At 37.6% G+C, this 18,982-nt stretch carries 13 protein-coding genes, 3 tRNA genes and 2 pseudogenes; 16 read left to right on the top strand and 2 right to left on the bottom strand.

What is annotated here, in order from left to right; translation table 11 throughout:
• Position 1 precedes the first annotated feature (1 nt).
• The 7 genes and pseudogenes from ntrX (at position 2) to ACFIO5_RS01310 (ending at position 8,915) form a co-directional block, all read left to right on the top strand.
• Complete coding sequence (gene ntrX, locus ACFIO5_RS01340) at positions 2 to 1,360, top strand: nitrogen assimilation response regulator NtrX (RefSeq protein ID WP_375617700.1); 1,359 nt, start codon at positions 2 to 4, stop codon at positions 1,358 to 1,360.
• A 4-nt stretch (positions 1,361 to 1,364) separates the two neighbouring features.
• Positions 1,365 to 2,741 carry a Trk system potassium transporter TrkA gene (gene trkA, locus ACFIO5_RS01335; RefSeq protein ID WP_375611279.1) on the top strand — a complete coding sequence of 459 codons (1,377 nt, stop codon included), beginning with the start codon at positions 1,365 to 1,367 and terminating at the stop codon, positions 2,739 to 2,741.
• A 10-nt stretch (positions 2,742 to 2,751) separates the two neighbouring features.
• Positions 2,752 to 3,560, top strand: a pseudogene (locus tag ACFIO5_RS01330) (glycosyltransferase family 32 protein).
• 147 nt (positions 3,561 to 3,707) lie between these two features.
• Positions 3,708 to 4,340: an ATP-dependent Clp endopeptidase proteolytic subunit ClpP gene (gene clpP, locus ACFIO5_RS01325; protein ID WP_375611281.1), complete on the top strand. Its 633-nt coding sequence runs from the start codon at positions 3,708 to 3,710 to the stop codon at positions 4,338 to 4,340.
• Positions 4,341 to 4,522: 182 nt separating this feature from the next.
• The gene (clpX, locus tag ACFIO5_RS01320; protein WP_273723371.1) at positions 4,523 to 5,797 is read left to right on the top strand and encodes an ATP-dependent Clp protease ATP-binding subunit ClpX; all 1,275 of its coding nucleotides are present in this window, start codon (positions 4,523 to 4,525) and stop codon (positions 5,795 to 5,797) included.
• Positions 5,798 to 5,980: 183 nt separating this feature from the next.
• The gene (gene lon, locus ACFIO5_RS01315; RefSeq protein ID WP_375612894.1) at positions 5,981 to 8,407 is read left to right on the top strand and encodes an endopeptidase La; all 2,427 of its coding nucleotides are present in this window, start codon (positions 5,981 to 5,983) and stop codon (positions 8,405 to 8,407) included.
• A 229-nt stretch (positions 8,408 to 8,636) separates the two neighbouring features.
• Complete coding sequence (locus ACFIO5_RS01310) at positions 8,637 to 8,915, top strand: HU family DNA-binding protein (RefSeq protein ID WP_375611283.1); 279 nt, start codon at positions 8,637 to 8,639, stop codon at positions 8,913 to 8,915.
• Positions 8,916 to 9,971: 1,056 nt separating this feature from the next.
• Here the strand turns inward: ACFIO5_RS01310 and trmFO are convergent.
• A complete protein-coding gene (gene trmFO / locus ACFIO5_RS01305; RefSeq protein ID WP_375633070.1) occupies positions 9,972 to 11,384 on the bottom strand; it encodes a methylenetetrahydrofolate--tRNA-(uracil(54)-C(5))-methyltransferase (FADH(2)-oxidizing) TrmFO in 1,413 nt (470 codons plus the stop codon).
• A gap of 133 nt (positions 11,385 to 11,517) precedes the next feature.
• On the opposite strand from trmFO, the gene ACFIO5_RS01300 reads away from it, so the two are divergent.
• From ACFIO5_RS01300 to ACFIO5_RS01275, 6 genes are all read left to right on the top strand, one after another.
• Positions 11,518 to 11,600, top strand: a tRNA-Leu gene (locus ACFIO5_RS01300).
• Between the two features lie 135 nt (positions 11,601 to 11,735).
• A complete protein-coding gene (gene tig / locus ACFIO5_RS01295; protein ID WP_375677063.1) occupies positions 11,736 to 13,163 on the top strand; it encodes a trigger factor in 1,428 nt (475 codons plus the stop codon).
• Positions 13,164 to 13,293: 130 nt separating this feature from the next.
• Positions 13,294 to 14,793: an Asp-tRNA(Asn)/Glu-tRNA(Gln) amidotransferase subunit GatB gene (gatB, locus tag ACFIO5_RS01290; protein ID WP_375634068.1), complete on the top strand. Its 1,500-nt coding sequence runs from the start codon at positions 13,294 to 13,296 to the stop codon at positions 14,791 to 14,793.
• A gap of 181 nt (positions 14,794 to 14,974) precedes the next feature.
• Positions 14,975 to 15,373 carry an NADH:ubiquinone oxidoreductase subunit NDUFA12 gene (locus tag ACFIO5_RS01285; protein ID WP_375633064.1) on the top strand — a complete coding sequence of 133 codons (399 nt, stop codon included), beginning with the start codon at positions 14,975 to 14,977 and terminating at the stop codon, positions 15,371 to 15,373.
• An 89-nt stretch (positions 15,374 to 15,462) separates the two neighbouring features.
• Entirely contained in the window at positions 15,463 to 15,888 is a 426-nt protein-coding gene (locus ACFIO5_RS01280) for a DUF2155 domain-containing protein (protein WP_375633117.1), read from the top strand.
• Between the two features lie 883 nt (positions 15,889 to 16,771).
• Entirely contained in the window at positions 16,772 to 17,503 is a 732-nt protein-coding gene (locus ACFIO5_RS01275) for a rhomboid family intramembrane serine protease (RefSeq protein WP_375633062.1), read from the top strand.
• Here the strand turns inward: ACFIO5_RS01275 and ACFIO5_RS01270 are convergent.
• On the bottom strand, positions 17,500 to 18,330 hold the full coding sequence (locus ACFIO5_RS01270) for a TrmH family RNA methyltransferase (protein ID WP_375634065.1): 831 nt from the start codon (positions 18,328 to 18,330) through the stop codon (positions 17,500 to 17,502). The genes ACFIO5_RS01275 and ACFIO5_RS01270 overlap by 4 nt on opposite strands.
• A 205-nt stretch (positions 18,331 to 18,535) precedes the next feature.
• On the opposite strand from ACFIO5_RS01270, the gene ACFIO5_RS01265 reads away from it, so the two are divergent.
• From ACFIO5_RS01265 to ACFIO5_RS01255, 3 genes and pseudogenes are all read left to right on the top strand, one after another.
• A tRNA-Tyr gene (locus ACFIO5_RS01265) sits at positions 18,536 to 18,619 on the top strand.
• 31 nt (positions 18,620 to 18,650) lie between these two features.
• Positions 18,651 to 18,724: transfer RNA gene (locus ACFIO5_RS01260), tRNA-Gly, on the top strand.
• Between the two features lie 182 nt (positions 18,725 to 18,906).
• Positions 18,907 to 18,982, top strand: a pseudogene (locus ACFIO5_RS01255) (GTP-binding protein); the annotation flags it as partial.

Genomic DNA, 18,982 nt, shown 5'->3' with positions numbered 1-18,982 from the left:
TATGGTATCAGATATCTTGATTGTTGATGATGAAGCAGATATTCGTGAGCTTGTTGCTGGTATTTTAGATGATGAAGGTTATGAAACGCGTGTTGCTTGTAACTCTGATGAAGCATTGGCTCAAATTAGTGAGCGTATTCCAAAGCTCATTTTTTTGGATATTTGGCTACAGGGTAGTCGTCTCGATGGTTTAGCACTGCTTGATGAAATTAAAACACAATATCCGGCTCTTCCGGTCGTTATGATCTCTGGTCATGGTAATATTGAGACGGCTGTTTCCGCTATAAAGCGAGGAGCATATGATTTCATTGAAAAACCTTTTAAAGCTGATAGACTTGTATTGGTTGCAGAGAGAACACTTGAAAATTCAAATTTAAAACGTGAGCTTTTAGAATTGCGAAAGCGTTCGAACGAGACATTAGAGTTGCTCGGAAAATCGACAGTTATAAAAAATTTGCGTCAAATCATAGAAAAAGTAGCACCAACCAATAGTCGCATCATGATAACAGGTCCTTCAGGGGCAGGAAAAGAGACTGTTGCACGAACTATTCATGCGCTCTCAACGCGTTCGAATGGGCCATTTGTTACAATAAATGCTGCAACGATTACTCCAGAAAGAATGGAAATAGAGCTGTTTGGCAGCGAAATGGAGGGAAGAGAGCGTAAAATTGGTGCCTTAGAGGAAGCTCATGGCGGTATCTTATATCTTGATGAAATTGCTGACATGCCGCGTGAGACTCAAGGGAAGATTCTTCGAGTTTTAACGGGGCAAACATTTGAGAGAATTGGCGGCACAAAACGTGTTAAGGTGGATGTCCGTATCATTTCTTCGACAGCGCAAAATCTTGAAAACCTCATTTCTGATGGGCGCTTTAGGGAGGATCTTTTTCACCGTCTTTCCGTTGTTCCTATTGTTGTTCCGCCCCTTTCAGCGCGTCGTGAAGATATTCCAGAACTTGTACATCATTTTGTAAAAACAATATCACAGCAGGTTGGGATTAAACCGCGTGCAATCAGTGATGATGTGATTGCTATTTTGCAAACGCACGCTTGGCCGGGTAATGTGCGGCAATTACGTAATAATATTGAGCGTCTTCTTATTCTTGTGCGGGATGGTGATGGTCCTATAACAGCGGACTTTCTTCCCAGTGAAGTAAGTGATTCTTTGCCACGTCTTCAAATGGATTCAGATGAAAGTATAATGGATTTGCCGTTACGTGAAGCTCGAGAATTATTTGAAAAGAGATATTTAGTGGCGCAGATTGGGCGTTTGGGTGGAAATATATCACGTACTGCTGAATTTATAGGCATGGAGCGTTCAGCTTTGCACCGTAAACTTAAAGCGCTTGGAGTTTCTTAAAGCGATGCGTATTATTATTTGTGGAGCAGGACAGGTTGGTTATGGGATAGCAGAGCGTCTTGCTGCTGAAAATCACGATGTTACTGTTATTGATATTGAAACGAGATTAATTGAAAAGATTCGCGATACATTGGATGTGAGAGGTTTTGTTGGTCACGGTTCACGGCCTGAAGTTCTTTTGGCTGCAGATGCAGACAAAGCTGATATGTTGATTGCTGTCACTTTGTTTGATGAAGTTAATATGGTAGCTTGCCAAGTAGCACATTCATTATTTAATGTGCCCACAAAAATTGCTCGTATTCGCTCACAATCTTATTTAGAACCACGTTATAAGACGCTTTTTTCCAGAGAGAATATTCCCATTGATGTGGTTATTTCGCCAGAAGTTGAAGTTGGGGAAATGGTTTTGCGCCGTATTGCTTTACCTGGTGCAATAGATGTTCTTTATTTTTGTAATGATGATATTGTGGCACTAGCTTTGGAATGCATGGAAGATTGTCCAGTTATTAATACACCTTTGCGTCAATTAACAGAGCTTTTTCCAGATCTTCATACGACGGTTACTGCTATTAAACGTGGCGCGGAATTATTGGTTGCACATTCAGAAACGCAATTACGCGTTGGTGATATAACCTATCTTGTTGTTTCTCGTGAACAGATGCGTCGTGCTGTTGGGCTTTTTGGTCATAAAGAACAAGATGCCCACCGCATGATTATTGCAGGGGGTGGTCACATTGGCCTTTATGTTGCACAGGCTATTGAAAAGCGTTTCCATAAATTAAAATTGAAGATTATAGAAGCGCATAGAGAAAGAGCCCTCACAATTGCTGATCAGCTTGAAAAAACAACAGTTTTATACGGTAACGTGTTAGATCCAGTGATTCTTCAAGATGCGGGAATTGATCAGTCCGATTTAATGATTACATTGACCAATCAAGATCAGGTTAATCTCTTAAGCGCTATTATTGCTAAAAGATTGGGCTGCAAAGCCAATATGGTATTGATTAATAATGTTGCCTATCAAGAATTTAGTCGTGCTGTTGGTGTGGATGCATATCTTAATCCCCATAGTGTTACAATATCGAGAATTTTGCAACAAATGCGCCGTGGGCGTATTCGTTCTGTTCATTCAGTTTTTAATGGCCGAGCAGAAATTATTGAAGCTGAAGTGATGCAAACATCTTCATTGGTTGGTAAGTCATTATCAGAGCTCAATTTATCAGATGGTTTGAGAATTGGTGCAATTTATCGCAATAAGACAATAATACAGCTTTCGGCAGATACGCGCATTTTGTCTGGTGATAGAATAGTGATTTTTGCTCTTGCTGATAGGGTTCGTGATGTTGAACAACTCTTTCGCGTAAGTTTAGAATATTTTTGATATATTATCTATGGATATTTGTACTTTTTGGTATAGTGGACAATTAAGATTGGTGGATAGGCTTTGTTTGTCCTCAATGGTTAAAACTGGACAGCGCGTTAAGCTTTTTAGTTATGATAAAAAATAGATAATCTCCCTGCTGGTGTTGAGCTGCATGAAGCCGAATCAATTTTACCACGCTCAGCAATTTATCGCCTTGATCCCGATTTTTCTGATGATAAATTAGGGTGTACAATTGTTCAGTTCTCGGATTTTTTTCGTGTTATGCTGATGAAATATCAACAAGGTGTTTGGTTAGATACAGATGTTTACCTTGTTAAACAATTTCATCCAGATGCGGATAAGGTTTGGTTGGCAAGAGAAAATAATACAAGAGTAGGCGTTTCTGCACTTTATTTTCCGCCCAATAACCCTATTATAAAAATATTTGAGGATTATTGGGCTGGCACAGAAATTATTCCTCATTGGCTTGGGTTTAAGCGTCGTGTTTGGAGACCGTTCTGGTTAAAGAGGAAAAAAATGCCGATTTTACCGGGAAATCTTGGCGTTACAATATTTGGCAATGATGGTATTTCACGATTAGCAAAACGATATGGTTTTTTTCATGAAGCAAAGGAAAAGGAAACTTTTTATTATTGGACTGGGCGAAAAACTGAACGTATTTTTGAACCAGCTTTTGGCGTAAAGCCGCTTACAGATTCACGCTTGATAGGCTTTCATATTCACAGAAAGACAAAGACCACGAAAAGACCTCAGGAAGGAAGTTTTTACCATTGGGCGGTATCTCGCATTCCGGATGTTCATCATTTGTTTAGGTAGAGTTATTATTGCTATTTTAACTATTGAGATTTTAATCTATCTTATACAATCTCTTGATTGTAGCTTGCACAAGAGAGTAATGTTAACATATGGACAAAAACATTGAATGTGTAAAGAGCGGTTGTTATATGAACGGAAAGTAAAAATATGAGTGATCCAATGAAAACAGCATTAAGCCTTGTTCCTATGGTTATTGAACAAACAAATCGTGGTGAACGGGCCTATGATATTTTTTCCCGTCTTTTAAAGGAACGGATTATTTTTATTAATGGACCTGTTGAAGATGGTATGGCAATGCTTGTTTGTGCACAATTGCTTTTTTTGGAAGCGGAAAATCCTAAAAAAGAAATTAGTCTTTATATTAATTCTCCAGGTGGTGTCGTAACATCTGGTATGGCTATTTATGATACTATGCAGTTTATTCGCCCTCCTGTTTCTACGCTTTGCATGGGGCAAGCGGCATCTATGGGGTCTTTATTATTAACGGCTGGAGCAAAAGGTCATCGTTTTACATTGCCAAACGCACGTATTATGGTGCATCAACCATCTGGTGGTTTTCAAGGTCAAGCTTCAGATATTGAGCGACATGCGCAAGATATTATAAAGATGAAACGGCGTTTAAATGAAATTTATGTTCAACATACGAGTCAAGATTATGAGGTTATAGAGAGAACTCTCGATCGCGATCATTTTATGACAGCAGAAGAAGCCAAAGCGTTTGGCTTAGTTGATGATGTTATACAATACCGTGCAGAAACTGAAAAAGAAGAAAAAGATTAAGAATTTTTATAGAAAAAACAGCTACTTTAAATCAAGAGTTTTATAAAAAATATCGCAAAATAAGAGAAACACCTAAAAGTATTGAGACATGCATGGTTTTCTATATGTCTTTTAGTTTTCATGATGAAAGGCTTCCTTTGAAAAGGCAAAGTGTTCATATATTGTGGTGAAAGGAAAGAAAAATGAGCAAAATTAGCAATAGCGGGAACGAATCAAAAAATACTCTCTATTGCTCGTTCTGCGGCAAGAGTCAGCATGAGGTGCGTAAGCTCATTGCGGGGCCTACTGTATTTATCTGTGATGAATGTGTAGAGCTTTGCATGGATATTATTCGGGAAGAAAATAAGTCTTCTGGGGTTAAGGTGCGTGATGGTGTTCCTACGCCACAGGAAATTATAACAGTTCTTGATGACTATGTTATTGGTCAGCAGCATGCAAAGCGTGTTCTTTCTGTTGCTGTTCATAATCATTATAAACGGTTGGCGCATCAGTCTAAAAGCAATGATATTGAGTTGGCTAAATCAAATATTCTTCTTGTTGGTCCAACGGGTTGTGGTAAAACTTATCTTGCACAAACATTAGCACGTATTATTGATGTGCCTTTTACGATGGCGGATGCGACCACTTTGACTGAAGCGGGTTATGTGGGAGAAGATGTTGAAAATATTATTTTGAAGCTTCTTCAAGCAGCAGATTATAATGTTGAACGTGCGCAGCGTGGTATTGTTTATATTGATGAGGTTGATAAGATTTCTCGTAAAGCAGACAATCCTTCTATTACAAGAGATGTTTCGGGGGAAGGAGTTCAGCAAGCATTATTAAAAATTATGGAAGGAACGATTGCTTCTGTTCCTCCTCAAGGTGGACGTAAGCATCCGCAACAAGAGTTTCTTCAGGTTGACACCACAAACATCTTATTCATTTGTGGGGGAGCTTTTGCAGGTTTAGAACGGATTATTTCAGGGCGTGGTGAAAAAACTTCTATTGGTTTTTCTGCGACTGTTAAGGCTCCAGATGAGCGTTGTGTCGGTGAAATTTTTCGTGATTTAGAGCCTGAAGATCTTATTAAATTTGGTTTAATACCAGAATTTATTGGGCGGCTTCCTATAGTCGCTACCTTAGAGGATTTAGATGTTAACGCCCTCATGCAAATTTTATCCCAACCTAAAAATGCGTTAGTAAAGCAATATCAGCGTCTTTTTGAAATGGAGAATGTTGAGTTAGCATTTCATGAAGATGCTTTACGTGTTATTGCAAAGAAAGCAATTGAACGTAAAACTGGTGCTCGTGGTTTACGTTCTATTATGGAGAAGATCCTTCTTGAGACGATGTTTGAGCTACCGGCTCTTGAAGGCGTTCAAAAAGTGGTTATTTCGAGTGATGTCGTTGATGGTAAAGCGCGTCCTCTTTATATTTACTCAGAACGTGCAGAAGATAAAGAAAATGTATCAGCATGACATTGTGCGATGCACAATATAAAAGGTGGTAGTGAACGGTATTTGATAGGTGTTTCTAATAATATCATTATAATGCTTGATTTATGTATGAGTAATTACCACTTCATGTACAGTGAAGAGCTGAGATTTTCTAAAGGTGGGCTAATTGTTGTAGATAGCTCATAGGCTCCAGAAAGGAGAGTTATGCAATATATTGATGAAAAGACAGATGAAGTAAGAGATGGGGTTTATGCTGTTTTACCTCTTCGTGATATTGTTGTCTTCCCCCATATGATTGTTCCACTTTTTGTGGGCCGCGAAAAATCAATTCGTGCTCTTGAAGAAACGATGGCGGTTGATAAGCAAATACTATTGGTGACACAAAAAAATGCTTCTGATGACGATCCAAAATCAGAGGATATTTATCATATTGGTACATTTGCTAATATTCTTCAACTTTTAAAGCTTCCTGATGGTACTGTAAAGGTTTTGGTTGAAGGAACTGCACGTGCAAAAATTAGTCAATTTGCTTTAAGTGAAGGTTATCATCAGGCTTTTGCAACTGTTACAGAAGAACCTAGAGAGAGTGATGTTGAGATTGAAGCTCTTTCAAGGTCAGTGATTACTTATTTTGAAAACTATGTAAAGCTTAATAAAAAAATCTCTCCTGAAGTTGTGAATGCGATTGGCCAGCTTGATAATCCTTCTAAGCTTGCCGATACGATTGCTTCTCATTTGATGATTAAACTGGCAGAAAAACAGGAAATATTAGAGCTCTTACCTGTGCGGGCCCGTCTTGAACGTGTTTTGTCCTTCATGGAAGGAGAAATTTCTGTTTTGCAGGTTGAAAAACGTATTCGTTCGCATGTTAAACGGCAAATGGAAAAAAACCAACGAGAATATTATCTCAATGAGCAGATGAAGGCTATTCAAAAAGAGTTAGGAGCAGGTGATGATAGCCGAGATGAACTCTCTGAATTAGAAGAACGTATCAAGAATACAAAACTATCCAAGGAAGCACAGGAAAAAGCTGGAGCAGAATTGAGAAAATTACGGAATATGTCTCCTATGTCTGCAGAAGCGACAGTTGTACGTAACTATCTTGATTGGTTATTAGCAATGCCTTGGGGTAAAAAATCTAAGATTAAAAACAATTTAGATTTTGCTGAAAAGGTCATGAATAATGAACATTTTGGTCTTGAAAAAGTTAAGGAGCGAATTATTGAATATTTGGCCGTACAAAGTCGCGCGTCAAAGATAAAAGGTCCCATTATTTGTTTGTTAGGTCCTCCAGGTGTAGGGAAAACATCATTAGCGCGCTCTATTGCAAAGGCAACGGGACGTGAGTATGTTCGTATCTCATTGGGAGGTGTCCGAGATGAAGCAGAAATTCGTGGACATCGCCGAACATATATTGGCTCGATGCCTGGGAAAATTATCCAGTCTATGAAAAAAGCAAAAAAATCTAATCCGCTTTTCTTGCTTGATGAAATTGATAAAATGGGCCAAGATTTTCGTGGTGATCCTTCATCCGCTTTATTAGAAGTTCTTGATCCTGAACAAAATGGTACATTCATTGATCACTATTTGGAAGTTGAATATGATCTTTCTGATGTCATGTTTATCACAACTGCCAATACGCTTAATATTCCAGGTCCGTTAATGGATCGTATGGAAATTATTCGTATCGCTGGTTATACTGAATGTGAGAAAATGGAAATTGTTAAACAGCATCTTTTACCAAAGGCACTAAAAGATCACTGTTTATCTAAAAAAGAACTCAGTATTTCTGATGGCGCACTAAGGTCAATTATTCAGTTTTATACACGTGAGGCAGGCGTTCGTAACCTTGAACGTGAACTCATGAAAATTTCCCGCAAATCCGTTACAAAAATTCTCAAAACACATCAAAAATCTGTAAAAGTTACAGAAAGTAATATTCATGATTTCTTGGGTGTTAAACGTTATCATTACAATCAGATTGAAGGAGAAAATCAAGTTGGTGTTGTAACAGGTCTTGCGTGGACAGAAGTCGGTGGAGAGTTATTGACTATTGAAGGAGTTATGATGCCCGGCAAAGGGAAGATGACTGTAACTGGAAATTTACGTGATATTATGAAAGAGTCCATTTCAGCGGCAGCATCTTATGTACGTTCTCGTGCTGTTGATTTTGGTATTGAACCTCCACTTTTTGAAAAACGCGATATCCATGTTCATGTTCCAGAGGGTGCGACACCAAAAGATGGCCCATCGGCTGGGATTGCAATGGTGACAGCAATTGTTTCGGTCCTTACAGGAGTAGCTGTGCATAAAGATATTGCAATGACTGGTGAAATTACTTTACGTGGACGCGTTTTACCCATTGGTGGATTAAAAGAAAAACTCTTAGCAGCTCTTCGAGGAGGGATAAAAAAAGTACTTATTCCTGAAGAAAATGCAAAAGATTTGGTTGATATTCCTGATGATGTCAAAAATAATATGGAAATTATTCCGGTAAATCATGTGAGTGAAGTTTTGAAACACGCTTTGGTTCGTTTTCCAGACACTATTGAATGGAAAGAACCCTCTACAGGGGCTGTGCCAATCCGGTCAGAGAGCAGTGATAGTGAAGGAATACAGATTGCGCACTGATTCACTTATCTCATTTATAACGGCATTTTTTAGGTGGTAGAAGATGTTGTTGAGGTTATTATTCTGTTTTTTGTTGGAAAAAGTGAAAAATTCCGTGAATAACTGTGATTATTGCTAAAAAAACAATGTTTTGGATAAAAATAAGACTTCTGTTTGCTGTACTTTTCAATAAACTGACCAATAACATGATTAAGTCATGTTCAGGTAATATAGGGAAAGGAAATATTTTATGAATAAAAGTGAATTCGTTAGCTCCGTTGCTGAAAAGGCAGGTGTTTCGAAAGCGCAAGCTGGTGCTGTTGTTGATGCTTTTATGGCTTCTGTAACAGAAGCTTTGGCTTCAGGGGGAGATGTTCGTCTTCCAGGTTTTGGCACTTTTGAAGTTTCTCATCGTGCTGCAACAAAGGGGCGTAATCCTTCAACTGGTGCTGAAATCGATATTCCAGCACGTTCTGTACCCAAATTTTCTGCAGGAAAAAGCCTTAAAGAAGCAGTTAATAAAAAATAATTTAAGCTACATTAAAAAAACCCGATTTATTTATAAGCGGGTTTTTTTAACACATGTGTTATGCTTGTTTTTCACATAAAACTTTGAGATCCTTGCGATATTTTTTATTTTCATGTATTGCTGAAATATATTGTTTTTAGTCTTTTCAATGAAATATTGTACTGTATTAATTGAGCGCGGGTATGGCTTATAAAATGTAATATTAACTTTTATTACGCTGAAGTGTTACGGTATTTATTTCAAAACAAGATCCGTAAATAATATGAAGCGGAAAACTCTGTAAAGTCCATAAAAGTTATTATATATCACCATTTACGCTTAATAAAAGTGCATGTTGGTGCCACCGTGCTATCTATTTTCTCAGTTCCTATAATGTTGCGACTAGCCCCAGATATCTGAGACGAGTGCATAAGGGATAGTTTTATTCTTTTACTCTTATACGCCAACCTTTCTTGTGACGCACCAAGAGGATAATTTTATTGATTTATTATAAGATCCTGAAATAAAAAAATCTTTTGATATTCAGATTTGGTTTTTAATATTGGGATTTTTCTTGGCATTTGAGAGGGGAGAGATAGCTCCAGCTCTATCCTACAAATATTTTTTCCATATCTTTGTTTCACTTGTGATATGCAAGCGAGTATTTTTCCTTCATCATACAAGAGTTAAAATGAGAGAACATCACAAATTTTGAGGGAGGAAGTTAAAAAACAGAAAAATTACTCTTATAAAATAATATACATTACGTAATATAAAAAATATTAATAAAGATAGTACAGTATTACTTGTGTATCTCCATTTATTTATTTTGATTATTCATAATATGTTTATATAATTATTTTGTTTTTAGTCATTAAATCATATTAAATTATTGATAGCGGTAAAGTTTTTTTATAGCCAAAAGTTATTTTACAGCATCTACATAATTGAATAAATGATGAAACGTAGGGTAGTATTTATTGATTGGGGGAGACAGTCTTTAAAAGGCTTTAGAATGATTTTTTCACGAGAGTTATAAAGATCTATTCAGTAGGAGAGAGGCGAATCGTGTGTTTTTTATAAACAGGAGCTCTTTGATTCTTTATTTGCTAACCACTGAGTACAATCATTGAGAGCTCTCGCTGTTATGGCTTGTTTTTTTACTAATTTTTTTTCTTTACTTGGTAAGCGTTTTCCTGAATGTTTAATAGAAGCAATAGGCGGAAAGAGTCCGAAATTGATATTCATTGGCTGAAAAGATTGTGTTTCTGCTTTTTCATCTATGATGTGTCCCCCTGTAATATGATTCAAAAGGGCTCCGAATGCTGTAGTTTGTGGGGGTAGGCAAGGGGAAATATGATGATATTCGGCAGCAGCAAAACGTCCAGCAAGAAGCCCTATTGCCGCTGATTCTACATAACCTTCACATCCGGTAATTTGCCCTGCAAAGCGTAGTTGTTTTTTTTGTTTTAAACGAAGGGTTTGATCAAGAATAATTGGCGAGTTGAGGTAGGTATTGCGGTGAAGACCACCAAGACGCGCAAACTCTGCTTTTTCAAGACCTGGAATCATTCTAAAAATACGAATTTGTTCACCATATTTCAGTTTTGTTTGAAAGCCGACCATATTATAAAGCGTTCCAAGTTTATTATCTTGGCGTAATTGAACGACAGCATAGGGTTTAACTGTAGGGTTATGGGCATTAGTTAAGCCCATAGGTTTCATAGGACCATGTCTTAACGTTTCAAGTCCGCGCTCAGCCATAATTTCAATGGGGAGGCATCCATCAAAATAGGGCGTTTTTTCAAAGTCACGAAACTCTGTTTTTTCAGCATTTTTTAACTCTTCAACGAATGTTTCATATTGTTCTTTGTTGAGGGGACAATTAAGATAATCTTTTCCTGTTCCCTCAGGACCAATTTTATCATAGCGAGACTGATACCAACAAATGTTGATATCAATACTGTCGGTATGGATAATAGGCGCAATTGCATCAAAAAAAGAAAGAGCTTTTATACCGGTTATTGCTTGTAATTTTTGAGCAAGTGCAGGCGATGTAAGGGGTCCTGTTGCAATGACAACATGTTTCCAAGCTTTAGGAATTTCTTGAACTTCTTCACGTTTGATTGTTATAAGAGGGTGATTTTCAAGTGCTGTCGTAACGGTTTTTGAAAATCCATCACGGTCAACAGCAAGAGCACTACCTGCGGGAACTTTGTTGGCATCAGCAGCTTTCATAATTAACGATTTTGCTAATCGCATTTCAGCATGTAAAAGCCCTACGGCATTGGTTAATGAATCATCGCAACGAAACGAATTTGAACAAACCAGTTCTGCCAATTTATCGGTTTTATGGGCATCTGATTTTTTTTCGGGTCGCATTTCATGCAAAACAACAGAAATTCCTGACTGAGCGATTTGCCAGCTTGCTTCACACCCCGCAAGACCGCCACCGATGATATGAATTGGGATATCAAATGTCTTTAACATAATTGACTTTTAGCGTAAGCAGTTATGTATGAAAAGCATAGATTTTGTTTTTTTTATATATTTGTTTGCTTTTTTTCTGTAATTAATGGTATAGAAACGCCGCTTGTATAAGGTTATTAGCTTGTAAGTTTGAGCGGATGTGGCGAAATTGGTAGACGCACCAGATTTAGGTTCTGGCGGGAGACCGTGGGGGTTCGAGTCCCTCCATCCGCACCAAAGCAATCCCTTAAGTGCTACGGATTTCTACGTGTCTGAAATTCCGCTTCATGGTAAATGTAACACTCGAAGTGTTAGAATGTAATGATTATTAGAGTGGGTTGATCCCTCTCCTTAGAAAAATGAAGGTGTTTAATGCAGGTTACCGAGACGCTTAATGAAGGACTGAAGCGCGAAATTAAGATCGTGGTTCCAGCGAAAGATTTAGAAGAAAAGTTGAATGAACGATTGGATGATACCAAGGGAAAAATCAAGCTTAATGGTTTTCGTCCCGGTAAAGTGCCTAGTGGGCATTTGCGAAAAATGTATGGTAAATCCTTTATGGCTGAGATTCTCAATGAGATACTCAGTGATGCACCCCGTTCTATTTTAGCAGACCGCAATGAACGTGCAGCGATGCAGCCAAAAATTGATATAGATGAAGATGAAAAAATTCTAGATGGCAAAGCTGATTTTACTTTTAGTTTAAAGTATGAAGTTTTACCAAAAATTGACATTAAAGATTTTGAACATATTAAGGTTATCCGTGAAATTGCAACTATTCCTGAACAGGATATTGATGATCAAGTCAATCGCGTCCTTTCTTCTACGCGTAATTATTCCCTAAAAGAGGGGAATTCTGAAGAAGGTGATCGTATTACTATAGATTATCAAGGTAAGCTTGAAGGCATTCCATTTGAAGGCGGGGCAGATAGTGATGCACAACTGATTCTTGGGTCAAAACAATTTATTCCTGGTTTTGAAGAGCAATTGGTTGGTGTGAAAGCTGGGGATGTAAAAACGATTTTTGTTAAATTTCCTGATAATTACAGTGCGGCACATTTGGCGGGACGGGAAGCAGAGTTTGACATTACTGTCAAAGCTGTCTTTAAACCAGATGAATTAAAAATTGATGATGAAGCAGCGCAAAAAGTTGGTTTAGAGTCTCTAGATCGCTTACGTGAGGTCGTTCGTGGGCAGATTGAAAGCCAATATGGTTCAGTGACACGTCAAAAAGTTAAGCGTCAAATTCTTGATGCTTTAGATGCTGATTATAATTTTGAGATTCCTGAAGAACTTTTAGAGGTTGAGTTTAACAATATATGGGCTCAGGTTAATGATGATTTGAAAAAGGCTGGGCGCAGTTTTGAAGATGAAGGTATTACAGAAGAAAAGGCACGGGAGGAATATCGTGTCCTTGCGCAGCGTCGTGTTCGTCTTGGTTTGGTGCTTTCTGAAATTGGAATGAAGGTTGGTGTTAAAGTTAGTGAAGATGAGCTAAAAGCAGCCGTTTTTGATCAGGTTCGCCAGTATCCTGGACAAGAGAAAGAGATTATGGATTTTTTCCGTAAGACTCCGGAAGCTGTTGAAAATCTACGTGCTCCGATTTTTGAAGAAAAGGTCATTGATCATTTATTAGCACAGATAAAAGTCACAGATAAAGAAGTGACGGTTGAAGAGTTGATGAAAGAATATGACGAATCAGATGTCCCTGAAGAAAAGCCGGCAAAGAAAAAGTCTGCAGTGAAAGAAACGTCTACAGAGAAAAAACCAGCTAAGAAAAAGGCTCCTAAAAAAGCTTAATATTTATGCAAACAACACAAGCCCGATAAAATCGGGCTTGTGTTGTAAGATTTATATCCTAGGATTGCACTGAGAGAATGGTTTTAGATAAGCCATGAGTGAATTTTAAAATATTGGTAGTGGATTGGCAATGAGCATCATTGATACGCGTACTCCTGATTCTAAGCGTTTTATTTCTGGAGTTACAGGTGATTGGGAAGTCATCATTGGCATGGAAGTTCATGCGCAAATCATATCAAATTCGAAACTTTTTTCAGGAGCATCAACCAAATTTGGTGCAGAGCCGAACAATCATGTATCACTTATTGATGCAGCCATGCCAGGTATGTTGCCTGTTCTTAATCAAGAATGTGTTCGTCAAGCGGTTCGAATGGGGTTAGGATTAAAGGCGCATATTAATTTAAAATCTGTTTTTGATCGCAAAAACTATTTTTATCCAGATTTACCGCAGGGGTATCAGATTTCTCAATTTCGCTATCCCATTGTAGGAGAGGGAAAGATTATTATATCTGTTGGTCCAGATTCGAATGGACAATTTGAGGATATTGAAGTGGGAATTGAGAGGTTGCATCTTGAACAGGATGCTGGAAAATCGATGCACGATCAACATCCAACAATGTCTTTTGTAGATCTGAATCGTTCTGGTGTTGCTCTTATGGAAATTGTTTCCAAGCCTGATATGCGCTCATCAGATGAAGCCAAAGCCTATATGACAAAATTGCGTACGATTGTTCGTTATTTGGGCACTTGCGATGGCAATATGGATGAAGGTTCTATGCGTGCAGATGTCAATGTATCTGTTCGTCGTCCTGGTGAAGATTTTGGAACGCGCTGTGAAATTAAAAACGTTAATTCTATTCGCTTTATTGGTCAAGCAATTGAATATGAAGCGCGTCGTCAGATTGCAATTTTAGAAGATGGAGGCGTCATAGATCAAGAGACTCGGCTTTTTGATGCCGCTAAAGGTGAAACGCGCTCTATGCGCTCAAAGGAAGAAGCGCATGACTATCGTTATTTTCCTGATCCTGATCTTTTACCGTTAGAATTTGATCAAGCATTTGTGGATGATTTGGCAGCAGACTTACCAGAGTTGCCTGACGCTATAAAAGCACGTTTTGTTAAGGAAATGGGATTGACAGTGTATGATGCTTCCATTCTTGTGACAGAAAAGGCTATTGCTGATTATTTTGAAGAAGTAGCGCGTGGGCGTGATGGAAAAATAGTTGCCAATTGGGTGATTAACGACCTTTTAGGGGCTTTAAATAAAGATAATCGTGAGATTGAAGAGTCACCAGTATCGCCAAATCAATTGGGAAGCATTATTGATCTTATAAAAGAAGGAGTTATTTCTGGAAAAATTGCCAAAGATCTTTTTGAGATTATTTGGAATGAGGGGGGAGATGCACGCCAAATTGTAGAAGAACGAAATATGAAGCAGGTAACGGATACAAAGGCTATTGAAAGAGCTGTTGATGAGATCGTTGCCAATAATTCTGATAAAGTTGCGCAAGCAAAGCACAAACCTGCTTTAGCTGGTTGGTTTGTTGGACAGGTAATGAAAGCAACAGGTGGTAAGGCAAATCCCCAAGCTGTTAATGAATTGGTTAAGATGAAACTTGGCATAGATTAAATTTTATGGGGTGGAGAAGAAGCCATACATATGATATCTTCTTGAAATTAAAGGATAGCACGTTAACCTATCAATTGGAATTGTAGTTGAATTTACTAGTAACTTTTTCGCTAATTTCAATCGTTAATAATTTTATTCCAACGATTAATTTCATGAACGCACTAAATGAATGGAATAGCAGATGGCTCGTTTTTTTAAGCAAATCTTCACATGGTGGAATGGCAATACCATTGGTACGCGTTTTTTCACATGGCGCAAAGGTAAGCGGATAGGGGAAGATCAATTTGGAAATATATATTATGAAGGAGGACTTCATAAGGATGGTTATCCGCACCGTTGGGTTATCTATAAAGACTATTCTGAGGCCTCTACTATTCCACCAGGTTGGCACGGCTGGATTCATCATCGCTGTGAGTGTCCACCAACACAAGAGGATTATCATCCTTATGAATGGGAAAAGCCTCATGTTGCAAATATGACAGGAACAAGTGAGAGCTATCGACCAAAGGGGGCTATCACCTCCAATGGAGAGCGTTCTTGTGTGCATGAAGATTATGATGCGTGGTCACCTAAAAAATAACATGTTTTAATGTGCGTGTGTATTTTTGTCTTATTTGACTCTATGTTATGAAAAGAATTATTTTTTAAGGTGCGATTGATTTTGATATGATGAGATTTTTTTTATTGTTAGGGGTGAGGCATTTTATATATATTTTTTTTATGGGAATTTTAGTGTTTTTATCCTTAAATAATGGGGTGCGGGCTGAGCGTATTAGCAATGGAATTGCTGTTTTTGCAGGTCTTGACAAAATCACGGGACGGACCACACGTTTTGAAGTTACTCTTGGTAAAATTTATCAGTACGGCGCATTACAGGTAACACCACGTGCGTGTTATACGAGCTCTAAAGATGAACCCACGCGTACAACTGGTTTTATTGAAGTCAATGAAGTAACATTAGATAAAAAAATACGGCGTATTTTTACAGGATGGATGTTTGCAGATAGTCCTGGTTTGAACGCTGTTGAGCATCCTATTTATGATGTGTGGTTAAAGGATTGCAAACAGAATTCTCAAGATCGTCCTCTTCAATAATTAGTGTGTTATCTATTTATAATTCATTGGTTTATAATGGTCCTTTATCATTTTGCAACTTAATAGGAAGGTTCAAATTCCTATGATTGCCTCATTTAAATTTTTTATATTGAATTAATCCGGACTATTCTCTTGCACGTTACAAGTGGCGGATGTATCAATAAGACTGTCTAAGAAAGGAATAAAAAATTCTGTCATGAACTGTTTAAATTCAAAGATGCATCATTAGAATCAACATATTTTTTCAGTGTTTCATAAGAGACAGTTCTTGAATTATATCTGTTAAAGGTTGAAATGAAAGGCTTGTTTATATTTGTTAAAGAGATGAACTGACGCTTTTGCATGTATGAAGGAAACAGACTATCAAGTAAGTAATTCATCATGAAACACCAATTAGTATATCTAGAGAACGCTGTATTGGTATTTTTTCTCATAGAGATGTCGTTTTTCGTTCAAAGCGTAGAAGTAATGCAGGACATATTAATGGAAAAATTGAGATTTAAGATTCTTTAAAGTTTATCAATCGAAGTATAGCTTGGTTAAAAAATGCAATAATCAATATATTTCTAGTAAGAAAATAATGTTTATATATTTTTATTATACACCACCTCATAAGTGAGTTTGTCTATTCGTAAGTTCTTGTATATTGCATGGTAACTTCACATTTAAGTAAGCAGGATACCACTAAGTTTGTAAATCATATTCTTGATATCCATGCTTTTTAAAATCTTTTGTATAAAATACACGTGTTTTCATGTAGAGCTATTGAAAATTTAAAAAAGGGCTTCGAAGAGGCGTTGAGAAGATTCTGCATCACTGGGAATGGTATATTTATTTTGTATAAAGAATAACCCATTTTCTAAAAAATACGAGATTTCATACAATGAAAGTTTCTAGTCACCAACATAATGATGTTTCCCGATTGCCGAAACAACCTAAAGAACCCTTATTGAATGTTCCATTTATTATAGTTGTTTTGATAGCATTTTGTTTTTGTCTTTATTGCATTTCTCAGTATTTTTTTTCTCATCAGGTTTATGTTGAAAGCCTTGAGTTTTTTTCATTTATACCAGCATTGTTTAAGAGGGATCCTGTAGCATTTTGTTATACCATGGTGAGTTATTCATTTATGCATAGTAGTTTTAAACATGTTGCTCTTAATATGGTTTGGCTTTTGGTTTTCGGCTCTCCTTTAGCAAGGCATTTTGGTGTTTTACGTTTTTTAATTTTTTGGGTGTTAACGGCAGTTATTTCTGTTTTGACTTATTTTACATTTCATCAAGAAAGTACCATATCACTTATTGGGGCGTCAGGTGCCGTATCTGGAATGATGGGGGCTATTGCACGTTACGGTTTTCCTAGTGGTAATCTAGCTGTCAATGTGCAGAACGAAAAACTTTTGGGATCTTTATTATCTGTCAAAAAAGCTCTGTGTTCTAAGGGGGTTCTTGTTTATATGAGTGTATGGCTGACGACTGATTTGATCATAGGTATTTCTTCTATTTTGTTTGAAGAAAATGGCATCTCAATAGCATGGGAAGCTCATATTGGCGGGTTTTTTGCGGGTTTTTTGTTGGTTGGTTTTTTTGATGTTTCACAAAAAATTAAAAACTAGAATCTAAGATATTGATGTGCCACATAAAGAGCTATTGTTGCTGCATTTGAAACATTTAATGATTTAATATTTCCAGGCATGTCAAGGCGTGTTAAAGCGCAAACGGTTTCGCGTGTTTTTTTACGTAAACCTTTACCTTCTGCTCCTAAAACAAGAGCAATTTTATTCCCTGTTAATGCTGTTTCTAGAGGTTGGTCACCTTCTGAATCGAGACCAAAGCTTGTAAAACCTTTTTGATGAAGTTCTTGAAGAGCTTCAGCAAGGTTTCGTACGGTAATATAATGAATCATTTCCAGAGCTCCAGATGCCGCTTTCGCAAGAACACCGCTTTCGTGGGGAGAGTGACGGCAAGTTGTAATAAGTGCTTTAGCTTTCAATGCAACTGCAGAGCGCATAATAGCACCAACATTATGTGGATCGGTAATTTGATCCATGACAATGACCAGATCAGTATTGGTTAGTTCCGACAGTTTGCATGGTTTGAGGGGGAGAGTTTCCAAAACAATACCTTGATGAACAGCCTCATTTCCAACAAGCGAATCAAGATATTTGGGGGTGCATAATGTAACAGAGCAAGGATAATCTGATTCGGATATATTTAATCGTTTTAAGGCATTTTGTGTAACGTAAAGACATTTTAAAATTCTTTTTGGGTTTTCTAAAGCAGCCTGAACAGAATGAATGCCATAAAGATGGATGATCTCTTGCTGTAAAGAAGCAGCTTTCTTCTTTGGGTGTGTAAAAGATCGAGAAGGAGAGCCTTTTGTATCGCGATATCGGCGACGCAAACGAGCATAATGAGAATTTTGTGATGTTTTTTCTTTCATAGCTTCTTTATAACGTGTTAATAAGAAAAATAGAGAGAAAAAATCTATAATTTAAAATTATGAGCAGGAAATTTGTACAGAATTGTATTTATTCTGTTGACAGATACAATAGTAATCGTCATAACCACTTCGCAATCAGATTGAATTGAATGGGTATTCAAGATGGTTGTCGTGATGTCTCATTGCGCGACTTTATCGGTGTAATGGAGGGGTGCCCGAGTGGTTAAAGGGGGCGGACTGTAAATCCGTTGCGTATGCTACGTTGGTTCGAATCCAACCCCCTCCACCATTCATCGAAGGAGAGTTAGTACGTGGGTCATGCGGGTATAGCTCAATGGTAGAGCAGCAGCCTTCCAAGCTGAATATGCGGGTTCGATTCCCGCTACCCGCTCCAAATGGTTGTTGATGATTGGGCAAATAGGTATGATGGAGGATATTCCATTTATAGATTTGGTGGGATTTTCCGTCTAAGAGTTGTGGTGATTGGGCTGTTTACAGTCTGGTCAGACTTAGGTTTTGCAGAACTGTCCCTAGGTGCTAATAAAAATTAGGGAATAAAACAAGAGATTAATAGCAATGGCGAAGAGCAAGTTTGAACGAACAAAACCGCATGTTAATATTGGTACGATTGGTCACGTTGATCATGGGAAGA

The sequence above is a fragment of the Bartonella sp. AA86SXKL genome (genome assembly GCF_042196885.1).
This window is presented reverse-complemented; position numbering and strand designations above follow the sequence as displayed.

What these genes read in the sequence shown, in the direction of transcription:
- gatB (WP_375634068.1), top strand. Translation starts at nt 13,294, where the DNA reads ATGAGCATCATTGATACGCGTACTCCTGATTCTAAGCGTTTTATTTCT.
- ACFIO5_RS01285 (WP_375633064.1), top strand. Translation starts at nt 14,975, where the DNA reads ATGGCTCGTTTTTTTAAGCAAATCTTCACATGGTGGAATGGCAATACC.
- clpP (WP_375611281.1), top strand. Translation starts at nt 3,708, where the DNA reads ATGAGTGATCCAATGAAAACAGCATTAAGCCTTGTTCCTATGGTTATT.
- lon (WP_375612894.1), top strand. Translation starts at nt 5,981, where the DNA reads ATGCAATATATTGATGAAAAGACAGATGAAGTAAGAGATGGGGTTTAT.
- ACFIO5_RS01270 (WP_375634065.1), bottom strand. Translation starts at nt 18,330, where the DNA reads ATGAAAGAAAAAACATCACAAAATTCTCATTATGCTCGTTTGCGTCGC.
- ntrX (WP_375617700.1), top strand. Translation starts at nt 2, where the DNA reads ATGGTATCAGATATCTTGATTGTTGATGATGAAGCAGATATTCGTGAG.
- clpX (WP_273723371.1), top strand. Translation starts at nt 4,523, where the DNA reads ATGAGCAAAATTAGCAATAGCGGGAACGAATCAAAAAATACTCTCTAT.
- trmFO (WP_375633070.1), bottom strand. Translation starts at nt 11,384, where the DNA reads ATGTTAAAGACATTTGATATCCCAATTCATATCATCGGTGGCGGTCTT.
- tig (WP_375677063.1), top strand. Translation starts at nt 11,736, where the DNA reads ATGCAGGTTACCGAGACGCTTAATGAAGGACTGAAGCGCGAAATTAAG.
- ACFIO5_RS01310 (WP_375611283.1), top strand. Translation starts at nt 8,637, where the DNA reads ATGAATAAAAGTGAATTCGTTAGCTCCGTTGCTGAAAAGGCAGGTGTT.
- ACFIO5_RS01280 (WP_375633117.1), top strand. Translation starts at nt 15,463, where the DNA reads ATGAGATTTTTTTTATTGTTAGGGGTGAGGCATTTTATATATATTTTT.
- ACFIO5_RS01275 (WP_375633062.1), top strand. Translation starts at nt 16,772, where the DNA reads ATGAAAGTTTCTAGTCACCAACATAATGATGTTTCCCGATTGCCGAAA.
- trkA (WP_375611279.1), top strand. Translation starts at nt 1,365, where the DNA reads ATGCGTATTATTATTTGTGGAGCAGGACAGGTTGGTTATGGGATAGCA.